We start from the raw sequence: 24,761 nt of genomic DNA on the forward strand, positions 1-24,761 counted from the left end.
CTTGGCCGTCCCGGCCGTCAGTGGACCGTTCCGGCCGTCTCAGTCCTCCGTCCGGCAGACGAGCAGCACGCTCTCGGTGCGGTCGTCGATCCGGTGCCGGCGGCGGCCCTCGATGTGCAGGCCGGCGGAGTGCAGCTCGGCGGCGAGCCGCTCGCCGTCCACGATCCACTTGTCGGTGCTGAGCACGACCCGCTCGGTGGAGAGCTTGCCGGTGCGGGCCGAGTGGTACGTGATCCGCTCGCTCATCGAGCGCAGGTCGAAGTCCTGCCGGGCCACCACCCACTCGTCGACCCCGTCGAACCGCGGCACCTGGAAGGCCCAGGTCCGCTGCGGTTCGGCGACCAGTCCGGGCAGCAGGTGGGAGGTGTAGTCGAGCGCGAGCGCTCCGCCCGCCCCCAGGTGCGAGGCGATCTCACGCAGCAGCCGGGGCCGCGCGTGCGGCGGTACGGCGGAGACCATCGCGCCCGCGAGCAGCGCGAGCCGGTAGTCGCCGTCGAGCCGCAGCTCGGTGAGGTCGGCCTGGGTGGTCACGATCAGCCCGGCGACCTGCGGACCGATTCGCCGGGCCCAGTTCTCGAGGCGTTCCAGGGCGGGGCCGTCGCGGTCCACGGCCTCCACGGCGAAGCCGTGCCGGGCGAAGGGGACGGCGAGCCGTCCGGCGCCGGAGCCGAGATCGAGAACGGGGCCGCCGGTGGACCGGGCGAGGGAGAGGTACCGGACGATGTCGGCGCTGTGCGGGCCGAGGAGCGCGTCGTGGAGCCAGACCGAGTCCTCGTCGCCGGGCGAGACGGTCTCCAGTCCGGGAAGGGAGTCGGACATGAGCCGGATGCCGGCGCCGGGGGCGGGCAGTTCGAGGTGGCCGGAAAGCTCCGGCCGGTGGGGGTGGTGGGGCTGGTGGGGACCGCGTGGGTGGGCCCGCTCGTATCGGGACGGCAGGACCGGCGCGAGCGCTGCGGGCACGACGGGCAGGGAAGTGCCGCTCGGTGTGTGCATCGCTCCTCCAGGGGCTCGCCGGTCCGTGCCGTCCGAGGGCGAGGAGCCCGTGCCGCCGGGTCCGCGCCGCTGTGCTCCATCCTGACCTGCGACGGAGGGCCGGTTCCAGCGGATCCCGGGGCGTGAACACGCGATGGCGTGTGTCTGCCACGCTCGGGTGTTCGGGGGAGGGACGTGCGAAGGAGGGGGAACGGGGGAGAGGCGTGCGAAGGGGGTGCGCGACGAAGAGGCGTGCGAGGGAGGGGCGCGCGAAGGAGTGCGGTGCGAGGCAGGGAGGGGCGTGCCCGCAACCGCGGGGCTACAGCGGGCGGTTCAGCCGGTTGTTGGTCGGCGCGGCCAGCGGGGCGAAGCCCACGCGCTCGTAGAACGGCAGCGACGGGTCCCGGTCCGCCGGCAGCGTCACCCGCTGCTCGGTCGCGCCGAACGCCCGCATCCGGTCGCTCGCCGCGGCGAGGAGCGCCGAGCCGACGCCGCCGCGCCGGGAGCCCGGGCAGACCGCCAGCGCGTACAGCTCGCCCTCGCCCGGTACGGGCACGCCGCCCGCGGCCACGCCGATGAGGGCGCCGTCCGCGCCGGTGGCGACCAGCCAGCCGAGCCAGCCGGGGGCGCCGCCGGGAATTTCAATTTCCGCGCGGATACGGGGAAGTGCGCATTGGGTGGAGACGAGGCGCCGGGTGGGGATTTCGCCGAGTATTTCCGCGTAGCTGCCCCGAATGGCTTCAGCCAGCAGCCTGGATATCGTCGTCGCGTCCGCGGCTTCCGCCGCCCGCACGTCAGCCAGCTGCATTGGTTCGTACCCTTCGACGTGCCGAGCTGAACGCCAACGTACCCACAATAGCCGGGAATTCAGACGGGCGTGACCGATGTGAAATCTACGAATTCTCTTAGTATTAATTCGGGAACGAGCAGCAGGCGATGATCAGAGGTGCGGCGGCGAGACCCGCCGCCGCGATCGTGAGCAGTCCGCGCAGCACCGGATGTCCGGCGGCCTGCGGGGTGAGGATGCGCCGCATGCGCAGCGCCGCCGACGGGCCGCCCGCCGCGAACGCCTGGCGCGGAGCCTTTCCGGAGGCGAGCGCGTAGAGCGCGGTGGCGAGCGCGTCGCGCGAACAGCGGCGCAACGCCCGGTCGTCCGCTGCCATTTCGAGCAGCAGCGGCACCGCCGCGCCGCCGTGCCGGGCGAGCGGGAGGTGCGGGAAGAGCGAGGCGAAGGACTCCGTCGCCGCGACGAGCAGGTGGTGCCGTCCCGAGATGTGCGCCCGCTCGTGCGCGAGCGCCGCGTCCAGCTGCGGGGTGGTGAGCGTGGCGAGCGCTCCCGAGGAGACCACGACCCGGCGCGAGCGGCCCGGCAGGCAGTAGACGGCCGGCCGCTCGTGGTCCAGGACGGTGGCGCCGAGCGCGGCGTCGTAGCGCCCGACGAGCCGCAGGGTCTCGGCATGACGATGCCGGCTCCGCCGGGCCCTGAGCAGGGCGCGGGCGAAGCCGGCGGCGGGGGCGGCGAGCACGGCGACGGCGGCCGCGACGGCGGTCCACTCCTGGCCCGACAGGTGCGACAGCTTCTGGAGCGGCGGGAGCTGGAGGGCGAAGAGCGCGTCGCTGAGCCGGTGGCCGGTGCGGCTCGGCAGGATCAGCTGGGCGGAGAGGAGTGCCGCCGATCCGGTGAAGAGCGCCCCGCTCGCCGCCCACACGGTGAGCGCGAGCCGTGGCACCTGGTGGGCCCAGCGGGCCCGGACGAGCAGCCAGGGCACCAGGAAGGCGGTACAGAGGATGAGCCCGAGCGGGGGCAGGACGTGGTGGTTCATCGCGTCCCGCCGAGCCCACCGGAGCCGGCCGGTCCGGAGGGTCCGCCGGCCTCGCCGTACTCGCCGCCGGGTGCGCGCCGGGCGGTGCGCAGGGCCGCGTCGAGGGCGGCCATGTCCTCGTCGGAGATGGTCTCCACGAAACGCAGCAGCGCGGCGGGCCGGTCCTGGCTGTCGCCGAGCGCGTCCTGCATGAGCCCGGCGGTGTACTCCTCGCGGCTGCGGACCGGTTCGTACAGCCAGGCGCGTCCCGATTTCTCGCGGCGCAGCCAGCCCTTGCGGTGGAGTATGTCGGCGACGGTCATCACCGTCGTGTACGCGACCGGGCGTCCCCGGTTGATGTCGTCGACGACCTCGCGGACCGTCGCGGGCCGCTGCCAGGCCCACAGCCGGTCCATGATCTCGGCCTCCAGCTCTCCCAGCCGGCGCACGTGCATCCCCTCCCCGCTTACGGGCGGCTCATCGTACGGGCCGCGGAACCCGCCCAGGTATACCCCCCAGGGGTACGATGGCGGGATGACGACCCTTATGGCGAACCGCCCTTGCGCGAAGGTCTGCGTCCCCGGTCTGCCCGGTTCGATGGAGCTGGTGCTCCTCCGTCAGGTGCTCGGCCTGTGTCTTCGGCTGAGCGTCCGGCTGACCGCGGACTGCCCTTCGCGCAAGGGCGGCTGAATCCCTGTCCAGTTGTCTTCGACGCGAGTCCGTCACCTACGGTTTCGGGGCCGGGCCTTTCGGCCCGGCCCCGATGGGTTTCTCAGGTGCGGATCAGGCGGGCGATCGCCCTGGACGCCTCGCCGACCTTGACCTTGGCCTGGTCTCCGCCGGCCTCGATGGCCTCCGTGACGCAGCAGCTGAGGTGCTCGTCCAGGAGGGCCACCGCGCAGGACTGGAGCGCCGCGTTGATGGCGGAGACCTGGGTCAGGACGTCGATGCAGTAGACGTCCTCGTCGACCATCCGCTGGACCCCTCGGACCTGGCCCTCGATGCGGCGCAGGCGTCTGATGATGTCTTCCTTGTGCTGTACGTAACCGGCCACGGCGGCCTCCTTGTTTCGGATGGTTACAGCAGGCGGTGGTGACGGGCTGGTTACTCGGCTCGGCGGTCGGCGGACTGGAAGCCGCGCAGCCGCAGGCTGTTGCCGACCACGAAGACCGAGGAGAAGGCCATCGCGGCACCGGCGATCATCGGGTTGAGCAGTCCGGCCGCGGCGAGCGGCAGGGCGGCCACGTTGTAGGCGAAGGCCCAGAAGAGGTTCGAGCGGATGGTGCCGAGGGTCTTGCGGGAGAGCCGGATGGCGTCGGCCGCGGCGCGCAGGTCGCCCCGGACCAGCGTCAGGTCGCCGGCCTCGATGGCCGCGTCCGTGCCGGTGCCCATCGCCAGGCCCAGGTCGGCCTGGGCGAGCGCGGCGGCGTCGTTGACGCCGTCGCCGACCATGGCGACCGAACGGCCCTCGCCCTGGAGGCGCTTGACGACGTCGACCTTGTCCTGCGGCATGACCTCGGCGATGACCTCGTCGATGCCGACCTCGGCGGCGACGGCCTCGGCGACCGCCTTGTTGTCACCGGTGAGCAGGATCGGGGTGAGGCCGAGGGCGCGCAGCCGCCTGATGGCCTCGGCGCTGGTCTCCTTGATCGCGTCGGCGACCTCCAGGACCGCGCGGGCCTGGCCGTCCCAGGCGACCGCGATGGCGGTCTTGCCGGCGGCCTCGGCCGCCTTCTTGGCGGCCTTGAGCGAGGGGGTGAGCTCCATGGCCCACTCCTGGAGCAGCTTCTCGCGGCCGACGAGGACGGCGTGGCCGTCGACGACGCCCTGGACGCCGAGGCCGGGGATGTTGGCGAAGTCCTCGGGGGTGGGCAGGGTGCCGACCTTGGCGGCGGCGCCGGTGGCGACGGCCTGGGCGATCGGGTGCTCGGAGGAGTGCTCCAGGGCGCCGGCGAGGCGCAGCACGTCGGTCTCGTCGGTGCCGGCGGCGGTGTGGACCTTGATGAGGGTCATCCGGCCGGTGGTGACGGTGCCGGTCTTGTCCAGGACGATGGTGTCGACCTTGCGGGTGGTCTCCAGGACCTCGGGGCCCTTGATGAGGATGCCGAGCTGGGCGCCGCGGCCGGTGCCGACCATGAGGGCGGTCGGGGTGGCGAGGCCGAGGGCGCACGGGCAGGCGATGATCAGGACGGCGACGGCCGCGGTGAAGGCGGAGGTCAGCTCCTGCCCCGTGCCCAGCCAGAAGCCGAGGGTGCCGAGCGAGAGCGCGATGACGATCGGCACGAAGACCGCGGAGATCTTGTCGGCGAGGCGCTGTGCGGCGGCCTTGCCGTTCTGGGCGTCCTCGACGAGCTTGGCCATGCGGGCCAGCTGGGTGTCGGCGCCGACGCGGGTGGCCTCGACGACGAGGCGGCCGCCGGCGTTCAGGGTGGCGCCGGTGACGGCGTCGCCGACGGAGACCTCGACGGGCACGGACTCGCCGGTGAGCATGGAGGCGTCGACGGCCGAGGAGCCCTCGACGACGGTGCCGTCGGTCGCGATCTTCTCGCCGGGGCGGACCAGGAAGCGGTCGCCGACCTGGAGCTCGGCGGTCGGTACGGTGACTTCCTTGCCGTTCCTGAGGACGGTGACTTCCTTCGCGCCGAGCTGCATCAGCGCCTTGAGCGCGGCGCCCGCCTTGCGCTTCGAGCGGGCCTCGAAGTAGCGGCCGGCCAGGATGAAGGCGGTGACGCCGGCGGCGGCCTCCAGGTAGATGTTCCCGGCGCCGTCGGTGCGGGCGATGGTGAACTCGAAGGCGTGCGTCATGCCGGGCGTGCCGGCCGTGCCGAGGAACAGCGCCCACAGCGACCACAGGAACGCGGCGATGGTGCCGACCGAGATCAGCGTGTCCATCGTGGCGGCGCCGTGCTTGAAGTTGGTCCAGGCGGCCTTGTGGAAGGGCCAGGCGGCGTAGGTGACGACCGGGGCGGTGAGCGTGAGGCTCGCCCACTGCCAGTACTCGAACTGGAAGGCAGGGACCATCGCCATCGCGATGACCGGCACGGCGAGCGAGACGGCGGTGATCAGGCGCTGGCGCAGCGGGCGCAGCTCCTCGTCGGCCTTCTCCTCGTCGGAGGGGCCCTCGGGGGCGCCGGCGGCGGCCGGGCGCTCGGGCTCGGGCTCCTTGGCGGTGTAGCCGGTGGCCTCGACGGTGGCGATGAGGTCGGAGACGTCGATGTCGGCGTCGAAGGTGACCTTCGCCTTCTCGGTCGCGTAGTTGACGGTGGCCTCGACCCCGTCCATGCGGTTGAGCTTCTTCTCGATGCGGGCCGCGCACGAGGCGCAGGTCATGCCGCCGATGGCGAGCTCGACCTGGGCGGTGCCCGGAGTGGTCGTGGTCATTTCCTGCTCCTCGGTATAGCGGTTTCGGGGGCCGGGGCCCGGGCGTGGTGGGCGAGCCCCGGCGGCCGGTCGGCGCCGGCAGCGCCGGTCATACGGGTCAGGCGCGGCCGGTCAGCTCGTAGCCCGCGTCGTCGACCGCCGCGGCGATGGCGGCCTGGTCGGGCTCGCCGCCGGTGACGACGGTGACCTTGCCGGCGGCGACGTCGACGTCGACGGAGACGACGCCGTCGAGGGCGCTGACGGAGTTGGTGATCGCGGTCTTGCAGTGGCCGCAGGTCATGCCGGAGACGGCGTAGACCGTGGTGGTGGTGTCGGCGACGGCGGTGGCCGTCGAGATCTCCACGGTGTTGGTGGAGCAGCTGTTGTCGGGGGTGCAGCAGGAACCCATGTCGTCCTCCATCGTGCGGCGGGTCTCGGATACCCTCGGGGGGTATCGGTTACGAGATATGTATACCCCCCGGTGGTATCTCACGCAAGTGTCGACCCGACTTGACTTGATACCCCCCAGGGGTATGGTGAAGTGCAGTTGAGACGCCAGGAAGACCCAGCCACCCATGTACGGGAGAGCAGCCATGAACACCGGAGTGAAGATCACTGCCTTTGCCGCCGCGCTCGCCGCGACCTTCGGGACCGCGTACGGGGTCGGCAAGGGCGTCGGCCCGGTCGGGGAGCCGGCGAAGGCGGAGCACGGCGGCCACGCGGCGGCGGCGCCGAAGGAGGAGGGTGGCGGTCACGGCGGCCACGAGGGCCACGCGGAGGCGGCGAACGCGCCCGCCGCCGGCGGTCTGCAGGTCTCCGAGAACGGCTACACCCTCGCGCTCGACACCCCGGCCCCGGCGGTCGGCAGGAGCACCCTGAAGTTCTCGATCAAGGACGCCACGGGCCGGAAGGTCACCGCGTTCACCACCGAGCACGGCAAGGAGCTGCACTTCATCGTCGCCTCGCGCGATCTCAACGTCTTCCGTCACCTGCACCCGGTGAAGGCCGCCGACGGCACCTGGTCGGTCGACGCGGACCTGCCGGCGGCGGGTGCGTACAAGGCGTTCGCCGACTTCAAGCCGGCCGCGGCGGGCGCGAAGGGCGTCACGCTCGGCGCGGACCTGTCGGTGCCCGGGGCGTACGCGCCGAAGCCGCTGCCCCCGGTCGCTCCGGTCGCCGACGTCGACGGCTACCAGGTCCGGCTCGGCGGCACGCTCGACCCGGGCAAGGCGGGCGAGCTGCGGCTCACGGTCACCAAGGCGGGCAAGCCGGTGACGGACCTCCAGCCGTACCTCGGCGCGTACGGCCACCTGGTCGCGCTGCGCGAGGGTGACCTGGCGTACCTGCACGTGCACCCGAACGAGGGCGGCCCCGGCCCGGACGTCTCCTTCACGGCGACGGCGCCGAGCACCGGCACGTACCGCCTCTTCCTCGACTTCCAGCACGAGGGCAAGGTCCGGACGGCGGCGTTCACGGTCAGGGCGGGCGCGACCGGCGCCGTGGGTGCGACGGGTGAGACGGGTGCGACGACTGGGGCAGGACACGATGCGGGCGGCCACGCGCACGGCTAGTCTGGTCATTGGACTAGACCTGTAGGCGCCTCCGGGTGGCCGCGCGATCCGTGGAGGAATGGGCTCGATGAGCAACCGTGCAGTGCTGGAGGTGATCGCCCTCGACGAGGCGGACGCGGTCGCCGCCCAGACCGGTGGGGCGGACCGCCTGGAGCTGGTCACCGACATGGCGGCGGACGGACTCACCCCGTCCAGGGACGTCTTCGAGGCGATCCGCGCCGCGGTGGACATCCCGCTGCGCGTGATGCTGAGGCTCACCGACGGCTTCGCGGCCGGCGACGTCGAGGCGCTGGTGGCGCGGGCCGGGGAGCTGCGGGCGGCGGGCGCCGACGAGTTCGTCCTCGGCTTCCTGACCCCGGCCGGCGAGGTGGACCTGGTGGCGGTCGAGCGCCTGATGGCGGTCCTGGACGGCTGTCGCTGGACCTTCCACCGCGCCATCGACCGGGCCGCCGACCGCGACGCGCTGCGCAAGCAGCTCGCCGACCTCCCGGGCCTCGACACCTACCTCACGGCGGGCGCCGCCACCGGCGTCGACGACGGCCTCCCCGTCCTGGCGGCCGAGGCCGCACGCACGGGCGAGCCGGGCTACGAGCCGCGGATCCTCGTCGGCGGCGGCCTGCGCCTCGACCACCTCCCGGCCCTGCGCGCGGCCGGCCTCACCGCGTTCCACATCGGCGGCGCGGCCCGCCCGCTGGGGTGGACGGCACCGGTGTCGGCGCAGGCGGTACGGGAGTGGCGCGAGGCGATCGACGGGTAGCCGCGCCGCTCAGTGACCGGCGGCGTCGAGCAGCAGCTCGCGCAGGGCCGTCGCGGTGTCCGACGGCTCGGCCGGGGTGAGGACGACCTGGTCGGCGGTGGTCGAGGGGCCGGTGAGCGGGATGACACGCAGGCCCGGTGGCCGGTGGTCGAGCGCGGACTCGACCGTGATGCCGATCCCCGTGCCCGCGGCGACATGGGCGGCGATGGCCTGCACGCTGTCGGCGGTCCTGATGATGCGCAGGTCGGCGTCGCCGATGCGGAAGGCGGACAGGAGCCGGTCGCACAGGCCGCTGTTGATCTGGTGCGGCCAGGTGAGCAGGTCGGTGGTGGACAGTTCGGCGGCGCTCAGCTCGGCGTGACCGGCGAGCGGGTGGGCCGCGGGGACGAGTGCCATGAACCGCTCGGTCGACAGCACCCGCGCGCGCACGCCGGTGACCCCGTCGGTCGCCCAGCCGATGCCGAGTCCGACCGTCCGTGCGCGCAGGGCGGTGAGCTGGGCCGTCGTCGGCATGGCCTCCGGCACGATCGTCACGCCGGGGAAGCGCTCGCGCAGCCGCGGCAGGCAGCGCAACAGCAGTTGCTGGTCGGTGTATTCGGCGTGGGCGACGACCAGGGTGGCGCCGGCCCGGTCGCCGGCGGCCAGCGAACGTCCGCGCTGCTGGAAGCGGCGCAGCTGGGCCAGCGTGGCGCGGGCCTCGGGCAGCAGCTGCGTACCGAGCCCGGTCAGTGACACCCGGCGACTGGTGCGGTCGAACAGCCGCCCGCCCAGGCTGCTTTCCAGCCGCCTGACGGCATCACTGACGGTGGGCTGCCCCCGGTGCAGGCGCGCGGCGGCGCGGCCGAAATGGAGCTCCTCCGCGACGGCGACGAACGCCTCCAGCTCCACCAGTTCCATCCTGTCCACGGGGCCAGGCTAACGCGGCGGCCCTGATCGATCGGTGCGACCGATCGCTGCGTGCCGGACTTCGGCGTTGATGCCGTGCGGTGGGCGGGATGGGATGGCTGGGCAGGCAAGACGTTCCCAGCGATGGAAGGAGCGAACAGTCATGACAGTCGATGACGTTGACGCCGACCGCGAGCAGGATGCCCCGGCGGCCACGGTGACCGTGGTCTACCACTCGGTCCACGGCCACACCCGGGTCCTGGCCGAGCGCCTCGGCGAGGGGGCGCGGCGGGTGCCGGGTGCCCGGGTGCACCTCGTCGAGATCCGGGCCGAGGACGTCGTCGCGGGCCGCTGGCACGACGCGGAGGTGCTGGCGCTGCTCGACCGCTCCGACGCCGTCGTCCTCGGCTGCCCGACGCTGATGGGCAGCGTGTCGGCGGTGTTCAAGGCCTTCATGGAGGCGGCGTTCACGCCGTTCGTCACCCAGGCGTGGAAGGACAAGCTGGCCGGCGGGTTCACCATGTCCGCCTCGCAGAGCGGCGACAAGCTGGCGGTCCTGGAGCAACTCGCGGTCTTCGCGGCGCAGTTGGGCATGCAGTGGATCGGTGTCGGCGACATGCCGGGCAACAACTGGAGCGGTGGCTCGCGCGACGACGTGAACCGCCTGGGCTCCTGGCTGGGGCTGATGAGCCAGAGCCATGCCGACCAGGGCCCCGAACACGCCGGATCGCGCGGTGACCTGATCACCGCGGAGCGGTACGGCGAGCGGATCGCCCGGCTGGCCCAGCGCTGGGTCAACGCCGTGCCGTACGAGACCCCGCGCATGACCGAACACGAGGCCCGCGCCCTCTCGGCTTCCCTCAGGGAGCCGGCCGACGCCTGAGGCGAGCCGGCGGTGGTACCGCGCGTCAGGCCGATCAGGCAGATCAGGCCGCACCGGCAGAGCAGGCCGCACTGGCCGCACCAACCGATCAGGCCACACCGGCCGCATCGGCCGCGTCTTGTCTGCAGTCGGCGCACATCGGCTTCTCGTCGTACGTCCGGATCGCCCGCTCGCACCCGTCGCAGCTCACCAGCGGTGGCCGCGCGGGCGGCGTCGGCCGGGGCGCTTCCGGCACTTCGGCGGGCAGCGGTGGCGGCAGCATGGAGTCGAGCCGGTACGCGAGGAAGCGGGCAGGCTGGTGAATGGGTACGTGTTCGGGCGGCAGCGCGGCCGTGAGCGTCCGCGTGACCTGCTCGGGCCCGACCCCCTGGCCGAGCCACGTGTCGACGGCGGGCGCCAGCTCCCGCACGTCCCGCCAGGACAGCAGCAACCGGGGATCGACGGTGCGCAACCGCGCCAGAACGGCGGCGGCGACCTCGGAGGCGGGCGGTGGTGACGGCGGAGCCGCCGACGGAGGCGTGACGGGCGGGGGCGCGGGCCTCTCTCGTACGGGCGCGGGCGAGCTCTCTCGTACGGGCGCGGATCTGGGCGAGGGCGAGGTGGCCGCGGCGTCGCGGGTCGTGCCCGGACGGTCGTACGAGATCACCCGCGTCGCGAACCGCCCACCCCCGAGCGCCACCCGCCTCCGCTCCAAGTACCCGGCGGCGACGAGCTCGTTGAGTGCCCGCCGGACCGTGATCTCACCCTCGCGGAAGCGCAGCGTGAGCCGCTTCACGGTCACGTCCGCGCCGTCGGGCAGCGACTGGATGTGCACGGCGATGCCGATCGCCGCGGCGGAGAGTTTCGGGTGCTGGGCGAGGTGATTGCCGACGACGGTGAACCGGTCGCGATGCCGGTGTCGTACGCGGATCACTCCTGCGCGTGGCGCGTCGACGGGGATGTCGAACGGAACGGGATGCGCGGACACGGCCGCGTTAGACTGCGGATCAGCCATCGGGAAGCCTGTTTCTTCCTGATCGGTAGGCCCTCGTCAGGATTGCCGTCCTGCCGGGGGCCGAGTTGCATATGCCGTTGTTGCGGCCGACCGTACCGCATCCGTCCGCGTTCCGGACCATCTGTCACCCGATCGTGTATTCGGCCCAGTTGGGCCGAAGTCGGCTCGGTTCGCGGGGGACGGAGGGGGAGGGTTGGGGAGTTCCTCTCCCGGGATTCTTTCCAGGGCGTCGAGCAGAACCGGGGCGTGGCGGAGCGCGCCCCGGAGAGCGGTCGCGGGAGAGCGGGGCTCAGCTCAGGAGACTCAGCTCAGGAAGGTCCGCCGCCACTCCAGCGGCGACATCGTCAGCGCGGCCTCGGCCAGCTCCCGCGCGGACGCCGTCTTCAGGCTGTTCAGCGACGTGTCGATCCAGTCCTGGACCAGCGTGTTCCCCTGCGCCCGGTACTCCACCGCCTGCACCAGGCACTCCAGCTTGTCCGCGTCCCGCGCCACCACCGCCTCGGGCGACTCCTTCGCCTCGTACTCCTCGACCACCCGCTGCACGCCGTCCCGCACGGCCGGATGAGCGGCGGAGACCTGGTCGGCGGTGACGGTCTGGTTGGTGGCGGCGTCGATGTAGCGCCGGCCGATGTGGGGGATGTCCCCGATCCGAGTCTCCTGCGTGTCGTGGAACAGGCACATCAGCGCGACCCGCGCCGGATCCACGCCCTCCATCATGGCCAGCACGGCACCGATGATCCCCACGCGGAACGAATGCTCGGCGATCGACTCGGGGTTGTTGTTCCCGGTGAACCACCACCCGGTGCGCTTGGCGTTCTTGAGCACGCCCATCTCGAAGAGGAACCCGGCCGTGCCCTCGGCGTACGTGGTGTCGTCTGCCATGCGGTGACCTCCGGTGTCAGCTGTGATCCAACAAAACGTAATGCACGGTGTTGAGTTCGTGGTGGGCCCTTTGCGAGGTCGCACCCTCGTCGAGCAGCCTCACGACGCGCTCGGTCAGGTCGCGAGCCAGCACCGGTGACGCCTTGGGCAGCCACGGATGTGCGGTGAGCAGCGCCCACAGGGTGTGCACGTACAGGTCGACGTAACCGGGGGAGTAGTGCATCCCGTACGTGAGCCCCCGGAGCAGAGTGACGGGGTCCCAGCCGGTCAGCTCCCGGTCCCGCATGAACCCGTCGTCGGACTGGGGAAGCCGTACACCGCCGAGCCAGTAGGCCCAATAGTTGAGGTTCGCGGCCTCGGCGGTGTCGTCGCCGGCCAGGGAGCGCTCGATGAAATCGAGGAGGGGCTGCGGGTCTCCCAGGCGGGCCAGCGCCGTCGCCGTCGATCGAGCCTCGGCCCAGTGCTCCGACCATCCCTGCCGAGCAAGCACACCCCGGCGAGCGTGGAGGGCGTGCGCTGTCCAGGAGGCCGATTCCGGGCCGCGATCGTACGAGGCGAGGTACAGCGCTTGGCGGTGCAGCAGTGTGTCACCGCACGGTTTCTCCCGGGCGGCCTCGGCGGTCTCTCGTAGGTGTTGGAAGAACCGGGAGCGGTCAGCTGTGCTCAGGATCGGTGCGGCAGCCATCGGTCCTCGCCGGGGAAGAGGCACACGGTCGGTGAGCCCCGGTGGTGTTGCCCCAGTCAGGGCCCAGGCGAGCATGTGCGCGGTGTCGCGGGTGTGTACCCATAACGACAGCGGGTGCAGACCGATGTCTCCGGACGGATTCAGCGCGGCACCGATGATCTGATCGGCGTCCATCGCCGAGTCCAATAACCCCACCACTGCGGTGTCGGCGCCCAGCGCGGAAAGTCGACGCCGGAGGCTCAGCAGCGCCCCGGCCTTCATGTTCGCCAACGGCCTTCGGCCCGACTCCCAGCCCTGCATCGTGCCTAGATCGATTCCCAGGGCCTCGGCCATCGACACCTGCGTACACGGGATGCTCTCCCGTGCCAGCCGCAGCACGAATCCTGCGACCGCCCCCGTGGCCGCACGTCCCCGTGCGGACGGTTTCACCGCCATGAGCAGCTCCCCGAGACCGTTCCGTCCCCGAACACGTACTGCCAGTCAGTCCTACCGCGTCCGCGCCGACCGTACGTTCAAGTCGTGGAAACGACCAGCACCCGTACAGGTCACGGGTGTTGAACGTCCGATGCCACGCATCCACCCGAGAGGAGTGACGGCATGACCACGTCCGACCCGCCGACGCGCCCTTCCGAGCCACCGCCCGGCGCCCCGAGCCGCGCCCTCCGCCTTCGCGCGGCCGCCGGCTGGGAGCGGTTCATGCGGCGTGCCGAGGCGCGGACCGCGTACCCGGTCGGGCCGGACGGGTACGAGCAGCATCCGCTGCTGCACACGTGCGTCCGTGACACCGCCAGCGGCGCGGAGGGCGAGCTCACCGCCGTCACGCACCAACTGCACGGCGACGGCCGGGTGGTCCGCATCGCGCACATCAGGGCCGGGAACGGCGTCGAGTGGACGGCCTCGGCCGACAACATCCAGGCGGCCCACCGGCCGACCGGCACGACGATTGACGAACGGAGAACCACGATGGCCGACGACAAGGGAAGCGGCAGCGGCAGCGGAGGAAGCGGTGGCGGGGGTGGCAGTCACGGTGGAGGGTCGGCGCCGATCTCGACGCCGCCTCCGCCACCCCCGTCCAACCCGGACACCAGCACGCCCTCTGGCGGCGGAAAGCACAGGTAGCGCATGACCGCGCCAGCACACCAGGAGCGCCCCGGCCGTATCGGGCTGGGGCGCCGCCTCATCGCGTCCGGCGCCCTGCGCGAGGACTGGTTGCCCACGTTCGCCGCCGTCGACCGGGCCGCCTTCCTGCCCGACGTGATGTGGCCGTTCGTCCCGGCCGACGCCGACGCCGGAACCCCGGCCCGTACTGTCGCTGTCGACCGCCGTGTCGAGCCCGCCGCCTGGTACGGCTTCGCCGACTCCGACCTCTCGATCGTCACGCAGTGGGACGATGGTCGACATGACGGGATCGAGCCCGGCACTATCCCCACTTCGTCCTCCTCGCAGCCCAGCGTCGTCCACTGGCTGCTCGCCGCGCTCGACGTGGACGCGGGCATGGCCGTGCTCGACGCGGGCACCGGTACGGGAGAGACCGCCGCGTGCCTCGCCCATCGGTGCGGAGCACGGAAGGTCACCACGGTTGAGGTCGACCCCCATGTGTCGGCCACCGGTCGCGAACGGCTGCGCAGACAGGGGCTGGACGTCACCACGGTCGTCGGGGACGCCCTCGCCGGACACGTGGCGAACGCGCCTTACGACCGGCTGCTGTGCACGTTCGGTGTACGGGCCATTCCGCCGGCCTGGGCAGCACAGGTGCGGGCGGGCGGGGTGATCGTGGCCCCGTACGGAACCCACTACAGCAATCGCGATGCTGTCGTCCGCCTCACCGTCCACGCCGACGGCACGGCTTCGGGGCGGTTCGTCACGCCCGTGGAGTTCATGAAGGCGCGATCGCACCGGCTGGAGTGGCCGGACGCCGCCGAGTACGTGACGGACTGGCCCGCCCCGGCAAGGACCGGACTGCGGCCCGGTCAGCTCGCGGACGCCGCGTTCACCATCGGCCAGTGCGTGGCCGACGTGGCCCACACTGCCTACGCCGAGCGCGACGGGACGCCCGCCGCCTGGTTCTACTCGCTCACGGACCGGTCCTGGGCGGCCGTCCGATGGCCGGACGGGGACGCGGCGGGCGAGGTCTACCAGCAAGGGCCACGGCGGTTGTGGGACTCCGTGGAGGTCGCGCACGCCTGGTGGGAGGCACGAGGGCGCCCGGGGCTCGACCGATACGGTCTGACGGTCACCGCGCAGGGTGCCACGCCCTGGCTGGACGACCCTCGATGCCTTCTTCTCACGGCACGGTGACAGCGGACGGCGCGGCGGGGCCGGTGTCGCAAACTCCGTGGCGGCCCGCCCGCCGCCCTCGTTAGCCTCCCGCGCATGACCTCGATCGATGCCGCGCTCGTCCGCCGTCTCCTCGCCGCCCAGTTTCCGCGGTGGGCCGGTCTGGAGGTGACCGAGGTCGCCTCCGCCGGGACCGACAACGCGATGTTCCGGCTCGGCGACGAGTACGTGGTGCGGCTGCCGAAGGCGGAGTGGGCGGCCGGGCAGGTGGAGAAGGAGGGGCGGTGGCTGCCGCGACTGGCGGCCACGGGGCTGCCGTTGGAGGTTCCGGTGCCGGTGGGCGTCGGTGCGGCCGGGGAGGGGTTCGGGCAGGCGTGGGGGGTGTACCGGTGGCTGGACGGCGCCGACGCGTACCAGGCGCCCGTACGGGACCTCGCGCACGCGGCCGTCGCGCTCGGGCGGTTCGGCGTGGCGTTGCGGGCGGCGGACGCGGCCGGCGCGCCGGTGTCGTTCCGGGGCGGGCCGGTGACCGCGTGGGAGGACGGGGCGATGGCCGGGGCGCTGCGGGACCTCGGCGGTGACGGGACGCTCGACGGCGAACGGGTCGCCGCCGCGTGGGAGTCGGTGCTCCGGCTGCCGCAGTGGTCGGGCGAACCGGTCTGGGTCCACGGCGACCTGCTGCCCGGCAATCTGCTCACCCGTGACGGCCGGCTCAGCGCCGTCATCGACTTCGGCGGCCTCGGCGCCGGCGACCCCGCCTGCGACATGATGGCCGGCTGGACCTTCCTCACCCCGGAGACCCGCCCGCTCTTCCGCGAAGCGGCCCAGGTCGACGACGCGACCTGGGCGCGCGGGAGGGGCTGGGCGCTGTGCTGGGGGATCGTGACCGAGCACTACTACCGGGAGAAGAACCCGGTCCTGGCGGCGGTCGCGCACCGCGCCTGGAGCGAGGCGCTGCCGGAGTACGACACCGTCTGAACGGGCCGGCGCGTGCGCGGGGGCGTGCGGTGCGGCCGCCGGTGATCCCGGCAGGTCAGTCCGGTGGGTCGGAGGCGGCGGCCGCGTACCCTCAGCCGAGCTGTTCCGGCAGGTCCGTCCGGCGGGGCCGACGCGGCCGCCGCCTCCCCTCAGCCCAGCTGTTCCGGCAGGTCCGACGCGTGCACCACCGTCAGGCCCGACACCGCACGCGTCAGCGCCACGTACAGCCGCCGCAGGCCCGTCCGCTCGTCCGGCTCGCCGTCCACCACCGCCGCCGGCTCATCCAGCACCACGTAGTCGTACTCCAGGCCCTTCGCCAGCGACGCCGGGACGAGCGTCAGCCGCGACTCGGCCGTGGTCTCCTCGCCCGGCGAGAGGTAGGCGAGGCCCGCCGCTTCCAGGGCCGCGGCCAGCGGGGCGATGCGGGCGTCGGCGGCGATCAGGCCGATGGAGCCCTCGTGCCGCAGCGACTCCAGGCAGGCCGCGACCACGTCGCCGTCGAGGTCGTCGCTCTGCCGGACGACCAGCGAACCCGGGTTCTCACGCACGGACTTGACCTCCGCGAGCCCCGGCGACATGTGCGGCAGCAGCCGCGACGCGTACGCGATCACCTCGCGCGGCACGCGGAAACCGGCCGTCAGCTCCTCGACGTGCGCCTCCGGCTTGCCCAGGTGCGCGAGGGCCTGTGCCCAGCTCTCCGTCGCCCACGGCGTGGTGCCCTGCGCGAGGTCGCCGAGGATCGTCGCCGAGCCGGTCGAACAGCGCCGGCCCACCGCGCGGTACTGCATCGGGGACAGGTCCTGCGCCTCGTCGACCACGACGTGGCCGAGCGAGTGCGTGCGCTCGATCAGGTCCTGGACCTCGTCGATGAGGACCGCGTCCGCCGCCGACCACTTCGCCGACTTCACGCTGCGGTACGGCTTCGGCCACAGCAGCGCCTTGCGCTCCTCGTCGTCGAGGATCCCGGCGGAGTGCTCGGCCAGGAAGTCCGCGTCGCCCAGCAGCCGCAGCACCAGCTTCGCCGGGTCGACGGCCGGCCAGCACTCCTTCACGACCGCCTTCACCGCCGCGTTGCGCGCGACCGCGTTCTGCACCCGGTCGTCCGGGGCCTCGCCCGCCTGCTCCATCCGCACGAGCACGGCGTGCGCGACGCGCTGCGGCAGCGCCTCGCGGGCCGCGCCGTAGCGGATGTCGCGGTCCGTCAGCTCACGGACGATCTCCTCGATCTCGTACGCCGGGACCCGCCAGCGCCGCGAGCCGCGCACCACCATCAGCGGCTCCGTCGGCAGCGTCACGTGCGACCACACCGCGCGCCGCAGCACCTCCGCCATCCGGGCGTCGCCCTTGACGACGGCCGTGGCCGCCTCGTCCGTGCCGCGCACCTCCACGTGCGCGACGAGGTCGTCGACCGTCGCCTGCTGCACCTCCAGCTCGCCGAGCGCCGGCAGCACCTGCTCGATGTAGTGGAGGAAGGAGCGGTTCGGCCCGATGACCAGCGTGCCGGAGCGGGCGAGCCGCTCGCGGTGCGCGTACAGCAGGTAGGCGACTCGGTGCAGGCCGACGGCGGTCTTTCCGGTGCCCGGCCCGCCCTGCACGCACACCGTGCCGGACAGGTCGGAGCGGACGATCTCGTCCTGCTCGGGCTGGATCGTCGCGACGATGTCGCGCATGGGGCCGACGCGGGGCCGCTCGATCTCCGCCTGGAGCAGCCGGCTGGTCTGTTCGAGCTCCGAGGGGTCGGAGAGGTGCTCGTCCTCGTACGCGGTGAGGTCGCCGCCCGTGTAGCCGAAGCGCCGGCGCAGACCGACGTCCTGCGGGTTCTGCTTCGACGCCTGGTAGTACGGCTGCGAGACCGGCGCACGCCAGTCGATCACCATCGGGTCGCCGTCGGCGTCGTGCACGTGCCGCCGGCCGATGTAGAAGCGCTGGCCCTCCTGCGTGGTGTGCAGGTAGTCGAGCCGGCCGAAGAAGAGCGGGGTGTCGGCGAGGTCGGCGAGCGCCTTGATCCGGTCCTCGATCTGGCGGGTCAGGATGACCGCGTTCACCCAGTTCGCGGTGACGTCCTTGATGTCGAGCGACTCCACGTCCTCGCGCATCGCCCGCAGTGCGGCGCGCGACGCGCTGAGGTGGGCCCGCTCGCGCGCGAGCGGCGCCGTCGGGTCGTCTGCGGACAGGGCGGACTGTGCGGACACGGTGAAGCCTCCGGGTCGGGTACGCGGACACGTCGAGGTGGCCGCCGGTTTCCGACCGGACGGCGGCGCTCCGCGTACGGAGTCGTGCACGGGAGGCGGGGAAGCTGGCGAGTGTAACGCCGGGCGGGGGGCCGGGGCGAATGGTTTTCACCCGCGAGGGCCCCCGCCCCGGGGGTGCCCGGCACGGGCCCCACCCCGGCGCGCCCCGGCCCGGTCTACGACTCCAGGAGCTCGCTCGCGTCCACGATCCGGTACGCGTACCCCTGCTCCGCCAGGAAGCGCTGCCGGTGTGCCGCGAAGTCCTGGTCGATGGTGTCGCGGGCGACGACCGAGTAGAAGTGCGCCTGGTGGCCGTCGGCCTTCGGGCGCAGCACGCGGCCGAGGCGCTGGGCCTCCTCCTGGCGGGAGCCGAAGGTGCCGGAGACCTGGATGGCGACGGTGGCCTCGGGCAGGTCGATGGAGAAGTTCGCGACCTTGGACACGACGAGGACGTTGATCTCGCCGTTGCGGAAGGCGTCGAAGAGCTTCTCGCGCTGCGCGTTCGAGGTCTCGCCCTTGATCACCGGGGCGTCGAGGTGGGCGCCGAGTTCGTCGAGCTGGTCGATGTACTGGCCGATGACCAGGATCTGCTGCCCGGCGAACTTCTTCACCAGCGCCTCGGTGACCTTCCGCTTCGTCGCCGTCGTCGCGCAGAAGCGGTACTTCTCCTCCGCCTCGGCCGTCGCGTACGCGAGCCGCTCGGAGTCGGTCAGGTCGACCCGTACCTCCACGCAGTCCGCGGGCGCGATGTAGCCCTGCGCCTCGATCTCCTTCCACGGCGCGTCGAAGCGCTTCGGGCCGATGAGCGAGAAGACGTCGGACTCGCGGCCGTCCTCGCGGACGAGCGTGGCCGTGAGGCCGAGGCGGCGGCGGGCCTGGAGGTCGGCGGTGAACTTGAAGACGGGCGCCGGCAGCAGGTGCACCTCGTCGTAGACGATCAGGCCCCAGTCGCGGGAGTCGAAGAGCTCCAGGTGGGGGTAGATGCCCTTCCGCTTGGTGGTGAGGACCTGGTACGTGGCGATGGTGACCGGCCGGATCTCCTTCTTCGCGCCGCTGTACTCGCCGATCTCCTCCTCGGTGAGCGAGGTCCGCTTGATCAGCTCGTGCTTCCACTGGCGGGCGGAGACGGTGTTGGTGACGAGGATCAGCGTGGTCGCCTTGGCCTGTGCCATCGCACCGGCGCCGACCAGCGTCTTCCCGGCGCCGCAGGGCAGCACGACGACGCCGGAGCCGCCGTGCCAGAAGCCCTCGACGGCCTGCTGCTGGTACGGGCGCAGGCTCCAGCCGTCCTCGGCGAGGTCGATCCGGTGCGCCTCGCCGTCCACGTAACCGGCGAGGTCCTCGGCCGGCCAGCCCAGCTTGAGCAGCGTCTGCTTGATCTGGCCGCGCTCGGAGGGGTGCACGACGACGGTGTCGGGGTCGATCCGCCGGCCGACGAGCGGCTGGACCTTCTTCGACCGCAGGATCTCCTCGAGGACCGGGCGGTCGGTGGTGGTGAGGACGAGCCCGTGGGCGGGGTGCTTGCTGAGCGTGAGGCGGCCGTAGCGCGCCATGGTCTCGGCGACGTCGACGAGCAGGGCGTGCGGGACGGGGTAGCGGGAGAACTCCACCAGCGCGTCCACGACCTGCTCGGCGTCGTGCCCGGCCGCCCGCGCGTTCCACAGCCCGAGCGGCGTCACCCGGTACGTGTGGATGTGCTCGGGCGCCCGCTCCAGCTCGGCGAACGCCGCGATCGCCCGCCGGCAGGCGTCGGCCTGCTCGTGGTCGACCTCCAGGAGGAGCGTCTTGTCGCTCTGGACGATGAGTGGACCGTTCACGTGTCGTGGATTCCTTCCGTGCGGCCAAACATCCAGTCTGCCGCATCGGCGCCGGTACGGGGCGGGGTGTGGGACGCTCGTAAGACAGCTGTCATACGCGTACGGTCGCGCGTACGCGTGGAACGAGTGCGAGGTGAGCCATGGCTGGACGTTCGGCCGAGTCGGCGGGCACCCCTGCCCAGGTCAGGCTGTCCCGGCAGGACTGGGCGGATCTTCGGGAGACCATGGCCATACTGCAGCTGGAGTCCACGTCGGACGCCTTGCGGGAGGCCATCCGACTCCTGCACCGGGAGGCGCGCCAGATCGAGGCGGCGCGGAACATCGCGCGCTTCTACGGCGAGGGCGGAGCCCCGCGCCCCCTCCTCGACGAGCTGGTCACGGACGCGGACCTCGCCGCGGCCGACGCGGCGGACTTCTAGGCGTGGTCACCGTGCCGATGCCCCCGCTGCGGGGGCAGGTGTGGGTCTGCGCCTTTCCGCAGCCGATCGGCCCCCATCCCGTCGTCGTGCTGACGGCCGACAGGATCTCCCGCCGCCTGTCGGGGATCACCGTGGCTCTCGTCACGGGCACGGCCGGGCCCGCCGAGACCCATGTGGCCGTCGGCCCGGAGAGCGGGCTGAAGAAGTACGTGGAGTCGTACGTCGACTGCACCGAGCTGCACACAGTCGGCAAACCGCGCCTGCGCCGCATGCTCGGCCTGCTCGCACCCTCCGAGCTTGCCGCGGTCGAGGCGCGCGTACGGGTGGTCCTCGAGCTGGACTGAGGTCCGCCCCCCGAGGGCCGTTCCGCCCCCGCGTCACCCCGCCGTCGTCCGCACCAGCGGGTTGTGCCCTATCGCGTTGTGCACCGTGAAGCTCACCGCGTCCGGGCGGTAGCGGTCGTCCGACCACTCCACCGGGCGGCCGTCGTGGGTCGTGGTCACGCGGCGGACCCGGAGCAGGGGGCTGGTGCGGCGGACGGCGAGGAGGGTGGCGTCGGCGGCGCCGGCGGCGATCGCGTCGATGACGTGCTCGCCGTGGGCGAAGACGAGGCCGGTGTCGTCGTAGAGGCGCTGGGTGACCGAGGCGCAGTCGGGGTCGATGGCGGCGACGGCGGGGGAGATCCAGTCGGCGTAGACGCTGCGTTCGACGAGGACCGGTTCGCCGTCCAGGCCGCGCAGCCGCAGGACGCCCAGCACCGGTGTGCCGGCCGGGAGTTGGAGGCGGGTGGCGTCCTCGGCGGTGGCCGGGTGGTACTCCTGGCTGATGACGCGGCCGGTCGCGGTGCGGCCCATGGCCTGGGCCCACTGGGCGAAGCTGCGCAGTTCGGCGAAGCTCTGGCTGCGGCCGCGGGCCAGGACGACGCGGCGGGCGCCCTGGCGGGAGCCGATCAGGCCCTCGGCGGTGAGGGCGGCGACGGCCTGGCGGACGGTGCCGCGGGAGACGCCGTACTGGGCGGCGAGGTCGGTCTCGGCGGGCAGCCGGGCGCCGACCGCGTACTCCTCGCGCTGGATCGCCCGCCGCAGCTCGGCGGCGATCTGTTCGTGACGCGCCGTCATGTCCCCTCCTGGTGCCGGGTGCAGGCATGTGCGCAGCTGGTGTTCGGTGACAGCAGCGTAATCCAGGGTTTAACCAACCCTCCACCACGCGACCGCTGGCCGAAAAGCGCTGCCAATGTGCAGGGAATCGCGGGCGGGCGTTCCTTCCGCGTTCATCTTCGCGACACCGACTCCGGGCGTACTGAAGCCAACTTGTTCAGACAAGTTGATCCCCCGACCTCCCTGGAGAAGCTCGTGTCCGTCCCCGCGACCCTCCCGAGAAAGGCCGCCCTCGGCGGCTCCCTCGCCCTCGTCGCCGCGCTCGCCCTCACCGCCTGCGGCGCCGCCCCCGAGAACGGCACCACCCCCGACGGCAAGAACGCCGCCACCGCCACCTCCGCCGCCGACCTCGGCGGCATGGACGCGCTCGTCGCCGCGGCCAAGAAGGAGGGCACGCTGCACGCCATCGCGCTGCCCCGCGACTGGGCCAACTACGGCGCGATCATCGACGGGTTCCAGAAGAAGTACGGCATCAAGGTGGAGGTCGAGAACCCCGACGCCTCCAGCCAGGACGAGATCAACGCCGTCACCACCCGCAAGGGCCAGGACCGTGCCCCGGACGTCCTGGACCTCGGCAGCTCCTTCGCGCTCAGCGGCGCCCAGCAGGGCCTGTTCGCCTCCTACGAGGTCGCCGGCTACAGCGACATCCCCGAGGGCCAGAAGGACCCGAAGGCCCGCTGGTACAACGACTACGGCGGCTACGTCTCCATCGGCTGCGACGCGGGACGGGTCAAGAACTGCCCGACGAACTTCAAGGACCTCCTGAAGCCGGAGTACAAGGGCCAGGTCGCCCTCAACGGCAACCCCACCAAGTCCGGTTCGGCCTTCGCCGGCGTCTACGCGGCCTCCCTCGCCCAGGGCGGCTCCTTCGACGACATCCAGCCCGGCCTCGACTTCTTCGCCCAGCTGAAGAAGAACGGCAACTACACGCCCGTCGAGTCCACCCCGGCCACCGTCGAGAAGGGCGAGACGCCCATCTCCATCGACTGGGACTACCTCAACGCCGGTTACGCCCAGGAGTTCAAGACCAAGGGCCTCGACTGGAAGGTCGCCGTCCCCACCGACGGCCGCTACGCCATGTACTACTCGCAGGCGATCAACAAGGACGCCCCGCACCCGGCGGCCGCCCGCCTGTGGCAGGAGTACGTCTACAGCGCCGAGGGCCAGAACCTGTGGCTCAAGGGCTTCGCCCGCCCGGCCCTGATGGCCGCCATGGACAAGGCCGGCACGCTCGACAAGGACGCCTCGCTCAAGCTGCCCGCCGTCTCCGGCGTCCCGTCCTTCCCGTCCGAGACCCAGCAGGCCAAGGCCAAGACGGTGCTCGCCCAGGGCTGGGGCAAGGCCGTCTCCGGATGACGAGCTCCGACACTCCCATGAGGGACACCCTCACGGTGTCCGCCGCCGCCGCGCCCACCCGGGCCCGGCAGCGGCGGCGCCGCGCCCCCGCCTGGCTCGCCACCGTCCCGCTGCTCGCCTTCGTCGCGGTCGCCTTCGGCGTTCCCGCCGTCGCCATGCTCGCCGGCGCGGTCACCGTCGACGACCCGGTCACCGGCGCGAGCTCGTACGGCACGGGGAACCTGACCGCCTCCCTCCAGGGCGCGTACCTCACCGCCCTGCTCGGCAGCGTCAAGCTCTCCGCGACCGCCGCGGTCCTCGCCGCCCTGCTCGGGCTGCCGCTCGCCCAGGCGATCGTCTCCTCCGGCTCGCGGGCCCTGCGCGAGGCCGTGCTGACCGCCTCCGGCGTGCTCGCCAACTTCGGCGGCGTGCCGCTCGCCTTCGCGTTCGTCGCCACGCTCGGCAACTCCGGTGTGCTCACCACGCACCTGGGCCTCGCCGACCGGGGCTGGAGCCTGTACAGCTTCTGGGGCCTGGTCCTGGTCTACCTGTACTTCCTGGTCCCGCTGATGGTGCTCACCATCACCCCGGCGCTCGACGGCCTGCGCACCCAGTGGCGCGAGGCCGCCCGCAACAACGGCGCCACCGGCTTCCAGTACTGGCGGCACGTGGCCCTGCCGGTGCTGCTGCCGAGCCTGCTCGGCGGACTCGTGCTGCTCTTCGGCAGCGCCTTCGCCGCCTACGCCACCGCCGCCGCGATGGTCGGCAGCGCGGTCCCGCTCGTCACCCTGCAGATCTCCGACGCGATCTCCGGCAACGTCCTCGTCGGCCAGGAGAACGTGGCGCTGGCCCTCAGCGTCGACATGGTCGTCATCGCCGGCCTCGTCATGGCGGTCTACCTGCCCCTGCAACGCCGGAGCACCCGATGGCTCGCCTGAACCGTACGAACAACGCCTGGCGGCTGCCGGTCCTGGGGATCGCCGGTCTGTACTTCCTGGTGCCGCTCGCCGCCTCGGTCGTCTTCACCGTCGACGTGCCCGGCCAGGGCGTCACCTTCGACGCGTACACGCAGATCGTCACCACCGAGGGCTTCACCACCAGCCTGCTGCTCTCGCTGGGCCTCGCGGCGGTCACCATCGCCGTGGTGCTGCTCCTGATGATCCCCGCCATGGTCGCCCTGCGGCTCGGCGCGCCCCGGCTGAAGCCGGTCGTCGAGGCGGTCTGCTCGCTGCCGCTGGTGGTGCCGCCCATCGCGTTCGTCGCCGCCATCGGCACGGTCCTGAAGTGGGGCCCGGAGCACCTCTCCCGCACGCCGCTCTTCCAGACCTTCATGGCGCTGCAGAACCCCGACTTCCCGCTCGTGCTCGTGCTCGCGTACGTGGTCATGGCCCTGCCCTTCGTCTACCGCTCGCTCGACGCCGGACTGCAGGCCGTCGACGTCCGCACCCTCGTCGAGGCCGCCCGCAGCTGCGGCGCGAACTGGGCGCAGGCGCTGGTCAAGGCCGTCCTGCCCAATCTGCGCGGCGCGCTGATGAACGCCTCCTTCCTCACCCTGGCCCTGGTCCTCGGCGAGTACACGGTCGCCCAGCTGCTCGGCTTCCGGCCGTTCGCCGTGTGGATCGTGAACATCAGCGGCTCCCAGGCCCAGATGTCCGTGGCCGTCTCCGTCCTCAGCCTCCTCGTCACCTGGGTGCTGCTCCTGGCCCTCTCCGGGGTCGGCGGACGCTCCCCGCGGACCCGTACCACCAAGGGATAA

The 24,761-nt window shown here is 72.4% G+C and carries 26 protein-coding genes; 12 read left to right on the top strand and 14 right to left on the bottom strand.

The features are described 5' to 3' along the window. Window positions 1–39: 39 nt before the first annotated feature. From ACFYU9_RS11405 to ACFYU9_RS11420, 4 genes are all read right to left on the bottom strand, one after another. Entirely contained in the window at window positions 40–993 is a 954-nt protein-coding gene (locus ACFYU9_RS11405) for an SAM-dependent methyltransferase (protein ID WP_389205069.1), read from the bottom strand. A 298-nt stretch (window positions 994–1,291) separates the two neighbouring features. Then, window positions 1,292–1,780 (bottom strand): GNAT family N-acetyltransferase, encoded by a 489-nt coding sequence (locus ACFYU9_RS11410; RefSeq protein ID WP_389344318.1) that lies wholly within the window; start codon window positions 1,778–1,780, stop codon window positions 1,292–1,294. Window positions 1,781–1,883: 103 nt separating this feature from the next. Beyond that, complete coding sequence (locus ACFYU9_RS11415) at window positions 1,884–2,795, bottom strand: M56 family metallopeptidase (RefSeq protein WP_389344320.1); 912 nt, start codon at window positions 2,793–2,795, stop codon at window positions 1,884–1,886. Continuing rightward, complete coding sequence (locus ACFYU9_RS11420) at window positions 2,792–3,223, bottom strand: BlaI/MecI/CopY family transcriptional regulator (protein WP_389205297.1); 432 nt, start codon at window positions 3,221–3,223, stop codon at window positions 2,792–2,794. The genes ACFYU9_RS11415 and ACFYU9_RS11420 overlap by 4 nt, the downstream gene beginning before the upstream one ends. An 85-nt stretch (window positions 3,224–3,308) precedes the next feature. Here ACFYU9_RS11420 and ACFYU9_RS11425 point away from each other — a divergent pair, with 85 nt between their 5' ends. Further along, window positions 3,309–3,464, top strand: coding sequence for a hypothetical protein (locus ACFYU9_RS11425; protein WP_389205065.1), 156 nt, complete (start codon window positions 3,309–3,311; stop codon window positions 3,462–3,464). Between the two features lie 82 nt (window positions 3,465–3,546). Here ACFYU9_RS11425 and ACFYU9_RS11430 read toward each other — a convergent pair whose 3' ends face one another. The 3 genes from ACFYU9_RS11430 to ACFYU9_RS11440 form a co-directional block, all read right to left on the bottom strand. Further along, a complete protein-coding gene (locus tag ACFYU9_RS11430) occupies window positions 3,547–3,828 on the bottom strand; it encodes a metal-sensitive transcriptional regulator (RefSeq protein WP_132911977.1) in 282 nt (93 codons plus the stop codon). Between the two features lie 50 nt (window positions 3,829–3,878). After that, complete coding sequence (locus tag ACFYU9_RS11435; protein ID WP_389344322.1) at window positions 3,879–6,155, bottom strand: heavy metal translocating P-type ATPase; 2,277 nt, start codon at window positions 6,153–6,155, stop codon at window positions 3,879–3,881. Between the two features lie 97 nt (window positions 6,156–6,252). Continuing rightward, window positions 6,253–6,543: a cation transporter gene (locus ACFYU9_RS11440; RefSeq protein ID WP_389205062.1), complete on the bottom strand. Its 291-nt coding sequence runs from the start codon at window positions 6,541–6,543 to the stop codon at window positions 6,253–6,255. A gap of 184 nt (window positions 6,544–6,727) precedes the next feature. Here ACFYU9_RS11440 and ACFYU9_RS11445 point away from each other — a divergent pair, with 184 nt between their 5' ends. Next, window positions 6,728–7,705 carry a hypothetical protein gene (locus ACFYU9_RS11445; RefSeq protein ID WP_389344324.1) on the top strand — a complete coding sequence of 326 codons (978 nt, stop codon included), beginning with the start codon at window positions 6,728–6,730 and terminating at the stop codon, window positions 7,703–7,705. Window positions 7,706–7,772: 67 nt separating this feature from the next. Beyond that, window positions 7,773–8,462, top strand: a complete 690-nt coding sequence (locus ACFYU9_RS11450) for a copper homeostasis protein CutC (RefSeq protein WP_389205060.1) — start codon at window positions 7,773–7,775, stop codon at window positions 8,460–8,462. 9 nt (window positions 8,463–8,471) lie between these two features. Here ACFYU9_RS11450 and ACFYU9_RS11455 read toward each other — a convergent pair whose 3' ends face one another. Next, entirely contained in the window at window positions 8,472–9,359 is an 888-nt protein-coding gene (locus ACFYU9_RS11455; RefSeq protein WP_389205296.1) for a LysR family transcriptional regulator, read from the bottom strand. Window positions 9,360–9,510: 151 nt separating this feature from the next. Between ACFYU9_RS11455 and ACFYU9_RS11460 the strand changes: the two genes are divergently transcribed. Next, entirely contained in the window at window positions 9,511–10,230 is a 720-nt protein-coding gene (locus ACFYU9_RS11460) for a flavodoxin family protein (protein WP_389344326.1), read from the top strand. Between the two features lie 88 nt (window positions 10,231–10,318). Here ACFYU9_RS11460 and ACFYU9_RS11465 read toward each other — a convergent pair whose 3' ends face one another. The 3 genes from ACFYU9_RS11465 to ACFYU9_RS11475 all read right to left on the bottom strand — a co-directional run bounded on the left by ACFYU9_RS11465 (window position 10,319) and on the right by ACFYU9_RS11475 (window position 13,124). Further along, entirely contained in the window at window positions 10,319–11,224 is a 906-nt protein-coding gene (locus ACFYU9_RS11465; protein WP_389344327.1) for a hypothetical protein, read from the bottom strand. A gap of 303 nt (window positions 11,225–11,527) precedes the next feature. Next, on the bottom strand, window positions 11,528–12,106 hold the full coding sequence (locus tag ACFYU9_RS11470; RefSeq protein ID WP_389205056.1) for an HD family hydrolase: 579 nt from the start codon (window positions 12,104–12,106) through the stop codon (window positions 11,528–11,530). Between the two features lie 16 nt (window positions 12,107–12,122). Next, the gene (locus ACFYU9_RS11475) at window positions 12,123–13,124 is read right to left on the bottom strand and encodes an XRE family transcriptional regulator (protein WP_389205055.1); all 1,002 of its coding nucleotides are present in this window, start codon (window positions 13,122–13,124) and stop codon (window positions 12,123–12,125) included. 264 nt (window positions 13,125–13,388) lie between these two features. On the opposite strand from ACFYU9_RS11475, the gene ACFYU9_RS11480 reads away from it, so the two are divergent. The 3 genes from ACFYU9_RS11480 (at window position 13,389) to ACFYU9_RS11490 (ending at window position 16,046) form a co-directional block, all read left to right on the top strand. After that, window positions 13,389–13,910: a hypothetical protein gene (locus ACFYU9_RS11480; protein WP_389205053.1), complete on the top strand. Its 522-nt coding sequence runs from the start codon at window positions 13,389–13,391 to the stop codon at window positions 13,908–13,910. Window positions 13,911–13,913: 3 nt separating this feature from the next. Beyond that, complete coding sequence (locus tag ACFYU9_RS11485) at window positions 13,914–15,089, top strand: methyltransferase domain-containing protein (protein ID WP_389344329.1); 1,176 nt, start codon at window positions 13,914–13,916, stop codon at window positions 15,087–15,089. A 75-nt stretch (window positions 15,090–15,164) separates the two neighbouring features. Beyond that, the gene (locus ACFYU9_RS11490; RefSeq protein WP_389344331.1) at window positions 15,165–16,046 is read left to right on the top strand and encodes an aminoglycoside phosphotransferase family protein; all 882 of its coding nucleotides are present in this window, start codon (window positions 15,165–15,167) and stop codon (window positions 16,044–16,046) included. A gap of 149 nt (window positions 16,047–16,195) precedes the next feature. Here the strand turns inward: ACFYU9_RS11490 and ACFYU9_RS11495 are convergent, their stop codons facing one another. Together ACFYU9_RS11495 and ACFYU9_RS11500 are read right to left on the bottom strand one after the other, a co-directional pair. After that, a complete protein-coding gene (locus ACFYU9_RS11495) occupies window positions 16,196–18,238 on the bottom strand; it encodes a HelD family protein (RefSeq protein WP_389205049.1) in 2,043 nt (680 codons plus the stop codon). A 215-nt stretch (window positions 18,239–18,453) separates the two neighbouring features. Continuing rightward, window positions 18,454–20,094 carry a DNA repair helicase XPB gene (locus tag ACFYU9_RS11500; protein ID WP_389205048.1) on the bottom strand — a complete coding sequence of 547 codons (1,641 nt, stop codon included), beginning with the start codon at window positions 20,092–20,094 and terminating at the stop codon, window positions 18,454–18,456. Between the two features lie 140 nt (window positions 20,095–20,234). On the opposite strand from ACFYU9_RS11500, the gene ACFYU9_RS11505 reads away from it, so the two are divergent. Further along, window positions 20,235–20,513 (top strand): hypothetical protein, encoded by a 279-nt coding sequence (locus ACFYU9_RS11505; protein ID WP_389344333.1) that lies wholly within the window; start codon window positions 20,235–20,237, stop codon window positions 20,511–20,513. A 2-nt stretch (window positions 20,514–20,515) separates the two neighbouring features. Further along, a complete protein-coding gene (locus ACFYU9_RS11510; RefSeq protein ID WP_389344335.1) occupies window positions 20,516–20,857 on the top strand; it encodes a type II toxin-antitoxin system PemK/MazF family toxin in 342 nt (113 codons plus the stop codon). A gap of 33 nt (window positions 20,858–20,890) precedes the next feature. On the opposite strand, the gene ACFYU9_RS11515 is transcribed toward ACFYU9_RS11510, so the two are convergent. Continuing rightward, entirely contained in the window at window positions 20,891–21,631 is a 741-nt protein-coding gene (locus tag ACFYU9_RS11515) for a GntR family transcriptional regulator (RefSeq protein WP_389205044.1), read from the bottom strand. A 234-nt stretch (window positions 21,632–21,865) separates the two neighbouring features. Here ACFYU9_RS11515 and ACFYU9_RS11520 point away from each other — a divergent pair, with 234 nt between their 5' ends. From ACFYU9_RS11520 to ACFYU9_RS11530, 3 genes are read left to right on the top strand one after another with little or no spacing between them, the layout of a single operon-like run. Continuing rightward, on the top strand, window positions 21,866–23,026 hold the full coding sequence (locus ACFYU9_RS11520) for an ABC transporter substrate-binding protein (RefSeq protein WP_389205043.1): 1,161 nt from the start codon (window positions 21,866–21,868) through the stop codon (window positions 23,024–23,026). 17 nt (window positions 23,027–23,043) lie between these two features. Further along, window positions 23,044–23,943 carry an ABC transporter permease gene (locus tag ACFYU9_RS11525; protein WP_389205041.1) on the top strand — a complete coding sequence of 300 codons (900 nt, stop codon included), beginning with the start codon at window positions 23,044–23,046 and terminating at the stop codon, window positions 23,941–23,943. Then, window positions 23,931–24,761 carry an ABC transporter permease gene (locus ACFYU9_RS11530; protein WP_389205040.1) on the top strand — a complete coding sequence of 277 codons (831 nt, stop codon included), beginning with the start codon at window positions 23,931–23,933 and terminating at the stop codon, window positions 24,759–24,761. Before ACFYU9_RS11525 ends, ACFYU9_RS11530 begins: the two co-directional genes overlap by 13 nt.

This window comes from Streptomyces sp. NPDC004327, from assembly GCF_042873935.1.
GTDB lineage: Bacteria > Actinomycetota > Actinomycetes > Streptomycetales > Streptomycetaceae > Streptomyces.